9 protein-coding genes are annotated in these 9,714 nt (G+C 70.3%); 3 read left to right on the forward strand and 6 right to left on the reverse strand.

Features of this window, described 5'->3' with window-relative positions; genetic code table 11:
• The coding region (locus ACK4TT_RS17870) for an integrase core domain-containing protein (RefSeq protein WP_410213596.1) at positions 1-126 on the forward strand (126 nt) is incomplete at its 5' end.
• Here ACK4TT_RS17870 and ACK4TT_RS17875 read toward each other — a convergent pair.
• Positions 123-515 (reverse strand): VOC family protein, encoded by a 393-nt coding sequence (locus tag ACK4TT_RS17875; protein ID WP_409642615.1) that lies wholly within the window; start codon positions 513-515, stop codon positions 123-125. The genes ACK4TT_RS17870 and ACK4TT_RS17875 overlap by 4 nt on opposite strands.
• Before the next feature lie 396 nt (positions 516-911).
• Between ACK4TT_RS17875 and ACK4TT_RS17880 the strand changes: the two genes are divergently transcribed.
• Entirely contained in the window at positions 912-1,301 is a 390-nt protein-coding gene (locus ACK4TT_RS17880) for a hypothetical protein (RefSeq protein WP_410213593.1), read from the forward strand.
• A 195-nt stretch (positions 1,302-1,496) separates the two neighbouring features.
• Here the strand turns inward: ACK4TT_RS17880 and ACK4TT_RS17885 are convergent, their stop codons facing one another.
• From ACK4TT_RS17885 to putA, 4 genes are all read right to left on the reverse strand, one after another.
• Positions 1,497-2,549, reverse strand: coding sequence for a ribonucleotide-diphosphate reductase subunit beta (locus ACK4TT_RS17885; RefSeq protein WP_409642619.1), 1,053 nt, complete (start codon positions 2,547-2,549; stop codon positions 1,497-1,499).
• 144 nt (positions 2,550-2,693) lie between these two features.
• Entirely contained in the window at positions 2,694-3,356 is a 663-nt protein-coding gene (locus ACK4TT_RS17890; RefSeq protein WP_409642621.1) for a lipid A-modifier LpxR family protein, read from the reverse strand.
• Between the two features lie 93 nt (positions 3,357-3,449).
• On the reverse strand, positions 3,450-5,309 hold the full coding sequence (locus ACK4TT_RS17895) for a ribonucleoside-diphosphate reductase subunit alpha (protein ID WP_409642623.1): 1,860 nt from the start codon (positions 5,307-5,309) through the stop codon (positions 3,450-3,452).
• A gap of 406 nt (positions 5,310-5,715) precedes the next feature.
• Positions 5,716-8,811, reverse strand: coding sequence for a bifunctional proline dehydrogenase/L-glutamate gamma-semialdehyde dehydrogenase PutA (putA, locus tag ACK4TT_RS17900; RefSeq protein WP_410213594.1), 3,096 nt, complete (start codon positions 8,809-8,811; stop codon positions 5,716-5,718).
• 103 nt (positions 8,812-8,914) lie between these two features.
• Between putA and ACK4TT_RS17905 the strand changes: the two genes are divergently transcribed.
• On the forward strand, positions 8,915-9,385 hold the full coding sequence (locus ACK4TT_RS17905) for a winged helix-turn-helix transcriptional regulator (RefSeq protein ID WP_409642627.1): 471 nt from the start codon (positions 8,915-8,917) through the stop codon (positions 9,383-9,385).
• A 145-nt stretch (positions 9,386-9,530) separates the two neighbouring features.
• On the opposite strand, the gene ACK4TT_RS17910 is transcribed toward ACK4TT_RS17905, so the two are convergent.
• The coding region (locus ACK4TT_RS17910) for a hypothetical protein (RefSeq protein ID WP_410213595.1) at positions 9,531-9,714 on the reverse strand (184 nt) is incomplete at its 5' end.

Genomic DNA, 9,714 nt, shown 5'->3' on the forward strand with positions numbered 1-9,714 from the left:
GCCGCCGATCTCAGCGCCTGGATCCATCGCTACAACTGGCATCGACCGCACGGCGGGATAGGATCACGCACGCCCATCAGCCGTCTCGGCCTCGAACGGGACAACCTGTTGAGCCTCCACATCTAGCCAGGCCGGTGGATGGCGCAGAGCTTGTTGCCGTCGGGATCGCGGACGTAGGCCAGGTGCATGACCCCCAGCGCGCCCTCGCGCGGGCCGGGCGGGTCCTCGATCGACACCCCGCCGTTCGCCACCCCCGCGTCGTGGAAGGCCTTCACCTGCTCGGGGCTGTCGCACGTGAAGCCGATGGTCCCGCCGTTGGCGAAGGTCGCCGGCTGACCGTCGATCGGCTCGCTGACGCAGAACGTGCTGCCGGCGTGGCGGTAGAACAGCCGCGTGTGGCCGCTGGGCGCGACGTTGCGCACCGGCTCGCCGGCCCCCAGCGTCCCCAGCACCGCGTCGTAGAAGCGCTTCGAGCGTTCCAGGTCGTTCGATCCCACCATCACGTGACTGAACATGCCTCGTCCTTCCTCCGGCCGTTTCGGGCGGGGAGGAAAGCACAGCCCGCGCCGCCCGCCCAGGGGATGTCCGGGGCCGGATCGCCGAAGGTGGACCGGGTTCCCGTTCGCCCTGTCCCTTCCACCGCCCCCCGCCCGGCGGGCCACAGGATGAAGCATTCGCCGCCCCGCGCGCTGTTCACGACCGCCGCCGAACGCTGCGCGCCCGCCGGCCCCCGTCAACGGGAGGGAGGCAAGGCCCGGCGACGGCCCTCCCCCCGTCATCCCGGTTTCGGCGAAACCGAAGACCGGGACCCATGAGCGCGGGAGGTTGAAGAGTGAGCGCCGGCCCGCGGCCCGCAGCACACCTCCACGGCCTGTAACGAAGGTTCAACCGCGCCCGCCGATGCTGTGAGCGTGCGCCCACTCTTCCTCGGCGTCTGCGTCGCCGCCGTGGCGTGGGTCACGCCGGCCTCGGCGTGCCTGGAGATCGTCACCGACAGCGCGCGGCGCCAGGCCCTCCAGAGCGCCGATATCGTCGTCACGGCGAAGGCGCTCACCGAAGCCTATGTGGCCGTGCCCGGCGCTTCCACGCTGCGCGCCGGGGTCGCCACCGCCCGCGTCACGGACGTCCGGAAGGGCGCGGCCACGGTCGGCCAGGTGATCGCCTATCGCGTCGTCGACGGCGAAGGCGGCCCGCCCTCATGCCCGGCGCGACGGGCCACGCGCCCCGGGGCGACCTACACCCTCTACCTCAAGCAGGCCCCGGACTGGGGCCCGCCCCTGCTGTTGCTGCCCACGGACTGAGAAGCCCCGCGCCGCGAAGGCGATCTAAGTCCCCTTCTCCCCTTGCGGGAGAAGGTGGCCCGCGAAGCGGGTCGGATGAGGGGTCGCGCCAATCGATCCGCCGCACGCAGCCGAGCCGCTGCGAAACCCCTCATCCGTCAGCCTGCGGCTGACACCTTCTCCGGCAAGGGGAGAAGGGCTGCGATCTCCGCGCCCCTACCCCACCGCCCCCTCGGTCGCCGCGCGCTTCGCGCGCATGCGGTCGAACTCGGCCCAGACGCCGGTCTCGCCGTGCCATTGGCCCTTGGTCGCGGCCTTGGAGTATTCGGTCGAGCGGGCCTCGAAGAAGTTGGCGTGCTCGACGCCCGACAGCATCGACTGGAGCCAGGGCAGCGGGTTCTCCTTGACGCCGTAGACCTCCGGAAGCTGGAGCTGGCGCAGGCGCCAGTCGGCGATGAAGCGGATGTACGACTTGATGTCGTCGGGCGTCATGCCCTGGACCTCGCCGGCCTCGAAGGCCAGGTCGATGAACTTGTCCTCCAGCCCGACCACCGTCTTGCAGCAGTCGACGATGTCCTCGGCCACGGCCTTGGTCACCGCCCCCGTCTCCTTGTTGAAGGCGTGGTAGAGCTTGATGATCCCCTCGCAGTGCAGGCTCTCGTCGCGCACCGACCAGGAGACGATCTGGCCCATGCCCTTCATCTTGTTGTGGCGCGGGAAGTTCATCAGCATGGCGAAGCTGGCGAAGAGCTGGAGGCCCTCGGTGAAGCCCCCGAACATGGCCAGGGTCCGGCAGATGTCGGCGTCGGTGTCGACGCCGAAGGTCTGCATGTAGTCGTGCTTGTCGCGCATCGCCTGGTAGTCGAGGAAGGCCGTGAACTCGGCGTCGGGCATGCCGATCGTTTCGAGCAGCAGGGCGTAGGCGGCGATGTGGATGGTCTCCATGTTGGAGAAGGCCGCCAGCATCATCTTCACCTCGGTGGGTTTGAAGACGCGGCTGTAGCGTTCCATGTAGTTGTCGTTCACCTCGACGTCCGATTGCGTGAAGAACCGGAAGATCTGGGTGAGCAGGTTGCGTTCGCGGTCGTTGAGCTTCGAGGCCCAGTCCTTGAGGTCCTCGCCCAGCGGGATCTCCTCGGGCATCCAGTGGACCTGCTGCTGCTTCTTCCAGAAGTCGTAGGCCCAGGGATAGCGGAACGGCTTGTAGGCGTAGGACGGCGTGAGCAGGCCGGGGAGCTGGCGGATGTTGGCGTCGGTCTTGGCGGTCATCTGACGGTTCCTGCCCCTGGAGTCACGCCTAAAGGGTGACGCAACATGTGGTGGGCGTAAAGGGGCGGACACGCCGCATCTTGGGTTTTCCCCCGGAGAGTGCGCGGCCTGTGCACGAGGTTGTGAAGCGCCGGGCGGCGGGGATCAGTTCTGGGGCCGGATCGAGAACGTGAAGGCGGCCACCGTGTCCTCGCGGGCGCCGACGGCGAAGGCGCGGTGCTCGCCCTTGATCTCGCGGTGGATGACGCCGAACGAGCTCTGCAGGTCGCCCTTGCGCCAGCCGACGCCCACATGGGCGTCGCCGACCAGGGTGGCGGTGGGGTCGGTGCTCCAGCCGTCGCGGTTCCAGCCGCCCTCGTCGCGCATGACGTTCAGGCCCACGGCCCGGCCGCTGGCGGCGGCGAACAGGTACCAGCGGCCCTTGTCACCGTATTCCAGGCCGTCGCGGACGCCCATGTCCTTCAGCGCCTCGACCGCCTCGCGCTCGCGCTTCTGGCCGACGGTGAGCGTGGCGCCGGCCTCGGCCTGGCCGCCCCGGCGGGTGACGCCGACGCCGGCGTGGGGCGAGACGTCGAACTCCAGCCCGCCCTCGGCGAAGCGGACCGCGCGCGGCCAGCTCCTGACCAGGGTCACGTCGAGGCTGTCGTCGTTCTCGTAGGGGTCCTGGCCGCGGACGAAGCGCTCGCGGTCCAGGAAGGCGGCGCTGGCCAGCACCTCGGCGGCCGGGCGCGGGAGCGCGAGCGGCTGCGCGGCGGCGGCTCCCGCCGCGCCGCAGGCGATGACGATGGCCAAGGCCGCCCGCCGCATCCTGCTCTCCCAGCCCGCCTCTGGAGTGCGGGTCTGGGCTCAGTAGCTCCCGGAAATCCGGGCGCGGCAACCCCTAATCGGGGTTAACGGCGCCTATTGGCAGGCGAGGCATTCCTCGTAGTCGGTCTTGCCCTCGGCCTGCACGTCGACCGCCTGCACGGCCTCGCCGCCGGCGTGCGCCGCCCGCTGCACCGACTTGCTCCGCAGATAATACAGCGACTTGCACCCCCGCTCCCAGGCGGTCCAGTGCAACATGTGCAGGTCCCACTTGTCGACGTCGCCGGGGAGGAAAAGATTAACCGACTGCGACTGGCAAATATCGGGCGTGCGATCAGCAGCCAACTCTACCACCCATCGCTGATCAATCTCAAATGCGGTTTTGAAGACGTCCTTCTCATCTTGAGTGAGGAAATCGAGGTGCTGGACGGAACCTTCGTTGGCCAGGATGGAATCCCAGACCGCCGCGGTGTTCTGGCCCTTCTCCTCGAGCAGCGCCTCGAGGTAGGGGTTCTTGACCGCGAAGGTGCCCGAGAGGGTCTTGTGGCTGTAGATGTTGGCCGGGATCGGCTCGATGCCGGCGCTCGTGCCGCCGCAGATGATCGAGATCGAGGCCGTCGGCGCGATGGCGATCTTGTGGCTGAAGCGCTCCATCACGCCGCGTTCGGCGGCGTCCGGGCACGGACCGCGCTCGGCGGCGAGGGTGCGGGAGGCCGCGTCGCACTGGCGGCGCAGGGTCTTGAAGAGGCGCATATTCCAGGACTTCGCGAGCGCGCTCTCGAACGGCACGTTCTGCTGCTGCAGGAACGAGTGGAAACCCATCAGGCCCAGGCCCACCGAACGCTCGCGCCGGGCGGCGTAGACGGCGTTCTTCATCTCGGGCGGGGCGCGCTGGATGAAGTCTTCGAGCACGTTGTCGAGGAAGCGCATGACGTCCTCGATGAAGGTCGGATGGTCGCGCCACTCCAGGAACTTCTCGGCGTTGACCGACGAGAGGCAGCAGACGGCGGTCCGCTCCTGGCCCAGGTGGTCCCGGCCGGTGTGGAGCATGATCTCGGAGCACAGGTTCGACTGGCGCACCGAAAGGCCCAGGTCCCGCTGGTGCTGCGGCATGGCCCGGTTCACGGTGTCGGAGAAGATCAGGTAGGGCTCGCCGGTCTGAAGCCGGATTTCGAGGATCTTCTGCCAAAGCGAGCGGGCGTCGACCTCGCGGATGACCTCGCCGGTCTTGGGCGAGCGCAGGCCGAACATGGCGCCGTCGCGGACGGCCTCCATGAACTCGTCGGTGATGCTGAGGCCGTGGTGGAGGTTCAGGCTCTTGCGGTTGAAGTCGCCCGAGGGCTTCCGGATCTCGAGGAACTCCTCGATCTCAGGGTGATGGATGTCGAGGTAGACCGCCGCCGAGCCGCGGCGCAGCGAGCCCTGCGAGATGGCCAGGGTCAGCGAGTCCATCACGCGGATGAACGGGATGATGCCGCTGGTCTGGCCCGCGCCCTTCACCTTCTCGCCGATCGAGCGGACGCCGCCCCAGTAGGTGCCGATGCCGCCGCCGTTGGAGGCCAGCGCCACGTTCTCGTTCCAGACGCCGACGATGCCTTCGAGGTTGTCGGGGACGGCGTTCAGGAAGCAGGAGATCGGCAGGCCGCGCGCCGCGCCGCCGTTGGACAGCACCGGGGTGGCCGGCATGAACCAGAGGTTCGAGATGTAGTCGTAGATGCGCTGGGCGTGGTCGGCGTCGTCGGCGAAGGCCGTGGCCACGCGGGCGAACATGTCCTGGTAGGACTCGCCCGGCAGCAGGTAGCGGTCCTCGAGGGTCGTCTTGCCGAAGTCGGTCAGCAGGGCGTCGCGGGCGCGGTCGACCTTGACCTTGCGCACCAACTGGAGTTGCGGACGCTCCGCCCGAGCCTGGGCCCGCTCCGCACCGTCGGCAATCCCAACCTTCGCCGCTTCACTCATGTCCCTCGAACCCGTGCCTCTTCAGGGACTTGGCCGTCTCCCTGGCCGCCGCCCTGAGCCCCTACATGTTGTGGGCCCCCAGCCCGAACAACCCACATATGGGGACACTTGGCTAATGACTCGTCAATGAGGCGGACCCTCCGCCCACAGGCTTTTTCGTAAACCAGGGGTTAACGCGAGATCGCCGCCCTCGGGAGATCAATCGGTTGGCGATTCACAATCGGCCGCCGCTCACGACACTGTGAATCAGCCCGCGAGCGGCCAGACCGCGGCGATCAGCGGCGCTCCCACAATCCATGCGAGCGCCGCGAACGGCGCCCCCAACCACGAGTGGTCGTGGCGGCGAGCAGGATGAGGGCCCGCTGGAAGGTCATCCGGCCCTAAACGCGAAGCTCGGCCTTAGGCTTCAGGCGTCGAGGTTGAGGAGCGCCGGGTCGCCGCCCTGGGCGGTGATGTTGACGCTGACCGCGCGCTCGACGGCGTAGCGCAGGAGGGCGTGGGGACCGCCGGCCTTGGGGCCGGTGCCGGACAGGCCCTCGCCGCCGAACGGCTGCACGCCGACCACCGCGCCGATCATCGAGCGGTTGACGTAGGCGTTGCCGGCCGGGACCGCGCGCCGCACCTCCTCGGCGAAGGCCTCGATGCGCGAGTGGACGCCCAGGGTGAGGCCATAGCGGGCCTGGACCAGCGGGGCGGCGGCCTCGGCGAGCCTGGCCGGATCGTAGCGGACCACATGCAGGATCGGGCCGAACACCTCCTTGGTCAGGAAGCCGGCGTCCGGGATCTCGGCCAGGGTGGGCGCGAAGAAGTGCCCGCCGGTCGGCGTATCGAGGCGGGCCAGCACCTTGGCCTCGCGCTCCAGGCGCTGGACGTGGGCGTCCAGCGCCGCCTTGGCCTCGGCGTCGATCACCGGGCCGATGTCGGTGCGCGGATCGGCGGGATCGCCCACCACCAGGGTCCGCATGGCGCCCTTCAGGCCGTCGATCAGGGCGTCGGCGGTCTCGTGCGGCGCGAACAGCATCCGGAGCGCCGAGCAGCGCTGGCCGGCCGAGCCGAAGCCCGAGGCGAGGACGTCGTCGAGGACCTGTTCGCGCAGCGCCGTGGTGTCCACGAACATGGCGTTCAGCCCGCCGGTCTCGGCGATGAAGGGGACGATCGGGCCCTGGCGGGCGGCGAGCGTGCGGTTGATCGCCCAGGCGGTGTCGGTCCCGCCGGTGAAGGCCACGCCGTCGCAGGCCGGATGGGCGGTGAGCGCCGCGCCCACGCTCGCCCCGTCGCCGGGGATCAGGTGCAGGAGGTCGGCGGGGACGCCGGCTTCGTGGAACAGCTTCACCGCCTCGGTCGCCACGATCGGGGTCTGTTCGGCGGGCTTGGCCAGCACGCCGTTGCCGGCGGCGAGCGCGGCGGCCACCTGGCCGGTGAAGATGGCCAGCGGGAAGTTCCAGGGGCTGATGCAGACGAAGACGCCGCGGCCATGGAGGGAGAGCTGGTTCGTCTCGCCCACCGGCCCGCGCAGGGTCTCAGGGGCCGCGAACTGTCGCTCGGCCAGATGGGCGTAGTAGCGGCAGAAGTCGGCGGCCTCGCGGACCTCGGCGATGGCGTCGGCCAGCGTCTTGCCGGCCTCGCGCACGCAGATGGCGATGAGACGGTCCCGATGGGCCTCCAGCGCGTCGCCCATGGCGCGCAGCACCTTGGCCCGGCCTTCCCCGCCCCGCAGGTCCCAGGCCGGCTGGGCGGCCTTGGCGGCGGCGAAGGCCTCGTCGATCAGGTCGGGGGTCGCCTGGACCACGCGGCCGATGCGCTGGGCCGTGCGGGCGGGCGACACGCGGTCCTCCCGGTTCCCGTCCGTGCGGAGCCGGCCGCGGACGATGGGGCCGCCCAGGAGGTCCTCGGAATCGAGCGCCGCGACGGCGGCCGTGAGCTGGTCGCGCACCGCCTCGATGGAGAGGTCGAGGCCTTCCGAATTCTTCCGCGACGGGCCGTAGAGGTCGCGCGGCAGGGGGATCTTCGGGTGCGGGGCGCCGCCGGCCGCCTCTACGGCGGCGATGGGGTCCACCACCACCTTGGCGACCGGCGTCTTCTCGTCGAGCAGGGCGTGGACGAAGGAGGTGTTGGCGCCGTTCTCCAGCAGGCGGCGGACGAGATAGGGGAGCAGGTCCTCGTGGCTGCCGACGGGGGCGTAGACCCGGAGCGGGAAGTCGCCGTAGCGCTCGCGGGCGGCGGCGTAGAGCGCCTCGCCCATGCCGTGCAGGCGCTGGAACTCGACCTTCACCTGGGCCTGGGCCGCCATCTGGCGGACGGCGGCCAGGGTGTGGGCGTTGTGGGTGGCGAACTGGCCGTAGAGGGCCGGCGCGGCGGCCAAGAGGGCGCGGGCGCAGAAGAGGTAGGAGAGGTCGGTGGCGGCCTTGGTCGTATAGACCGGGTAGCCGGGCATGCCGCCCACCTGGGCGCGCTTGATCTCGCTGTCCCAGTAGGCGCCCTTCACGAGGCGGACCATCAGGCGGCGGCCCGAGGCGCGGGCGATGCCCGCCACGACCTCGATCACCTGGGGCCCGCGCTTCTGGTAGGCCTGGACGGCGAGGCCGAGGCCCTTCCAGTCGCCGAGCGAGGGCTCGCGGGCCAGGCGGTCCAGCAGCTCCAGGGAGATGACCAGGCGGTCGGCCTCCTCGGCGTCGAGGGTGAGGTTGATGTCGGCCGCCGCCGCCAGCCCGGCCAGGCGGACGATGCGGGGGTAGAGGTCGGCGAACACCCGCTCGGCCTGGCGCGCCTCGTAGCGGGGCGAGAGCGCCGAGAGCTTCGCCGAGACGCCGTGGCCGGACTCGGGACCCTGGCCGGCGGCGGACTTGCCGACGGTCCTGATGGCCTGGGCGTAGGCGGCCTCGTAGCGGTCGGCGTCGGCGTCGGTGCGGGCCCCCTCGCCCAGCATGTCGAAGGAGCAGACGAAGCCGTCCGAGCCCGAGCGCCGGATGGCCTTCTCGATGGTGGCGCCCAGGACGAACTGCTCGCCCATGATGCGCACCGCCGCGCCGACGGCCTGACGGATCACCGGCTCGCCGAGGCGGCCGGCCAGGCGCTTGATGAAGCCCGGCAGGTCGCGGCGGGCCTCCTCGTCCGGCTCGATCAGCTTGCCGGTGAGCATCAGGCTCCAGGTGGAGGCGTTGACCAGCAGCGAGTCCGAGCGGCCGGCGTGGCTGGCCCAGTCGGCCGAGGCGATCTTCTCGGCGATCAGGCGGTCGCGGGTCTCCTCGTCGGGGGTGCGCAGCAGGGCCTCGGCCAGGCACATGAGCGCCAGGCCCTCGCGGGTCGAGAGGCTGAACTCCTGGAGGAAGCTCTCGACCACGCCCTGCCTGCGGGCCGACTTGCGGGCGGCGCGGACCAGGGCCTCGGCCTCCTGGCGGACCGCCTCGCGGTCGTCGGGCGAGAGGGGCCGGACCGCGAGGGCGGCGGCGAGCGCCGTGCGTTCGTCGGCGAACTTGGCCGCATCCAGGTGATCGAACGCCATGAGGGTCTCCTGATCCTTACGCTATTCGGCGTAACGCAGACTTCGCCGCATGTGCTACGCTTCGCAGGCGGCGAAGCCGGACGATCGGCGCTGGAGAGGGATTATGGCGAACAACCTGCGGCTGGACGAGACGGATCGGCGGCTGCTGCGCGCGCTGCAGGCCGACGGGCGGATCAGCAACGCCGACCTGGCCGAGCGCTGCCACCTGTCGCCCTCGGCGTGTTCGGAGCGGGTGCGGCGGCTGCGCGAGGCGGGCTTCATCACCGGCTTCACGGCCCTGGTGGATCCCGAGAAGGTGGAGCGCGGCGTGCTGATCTTCGTGGAGGTCATGCTGGACCGCACGACGCCCGAGGTGTTCGAGACCTTCGCCGCCGCCGCCCGCCGCTCGCCCGACGTGCTGGAGTGCCACATGGTGGCCGGCGGGTTCGACTACCTGATCAAGTCGCGGGTGCGCGACCTCGTGGCCTGGCGGAAGTTCCTGGAGGAGGTGCTGGTGCGCATCCCCGGCGTGCGCGAGACGCGCACCTACGCGGTGCTCGAAGAGGTCAAGAGCACGACCATGCTGCCGGTGTGATCTTCAGCCGCGAAAGCGGCGGCCCGCAAGTTCGGACGCCAAGACCACGAAGACCGCCAAGGACACGAAGGGCGGTCCCCCTTCGCGGTCTTCGTGCGCTTCGTGATCTTGGCGTCGAAGGACGGCTTCGCCGTCGGCCGGACGATCAGGCGGAGCTGCGCCAGTTCTCCGGGTCGGGGGCGTCGTCGTCCGCGCCGGGATCGTCCTCGTCCTCGTAGTCTTCGTCCTCGTCTTCGTCGTCTTCGTCGTCGCCGGACATCCAGATCGCGGGCTTGTCCTCGTAGGCGACGCCGGTCAGCGGCAGGCGGGCGCGCAGGGCGGCGACCATG

The organism is Phenylobacterium sp. (assembly GCF_046463815.1).
GTDB lineage: Bacteria > Pseudomonadota > Alphaproteobacteria > Caulobacterales > Caulobacteraceae > Phenylobacterium.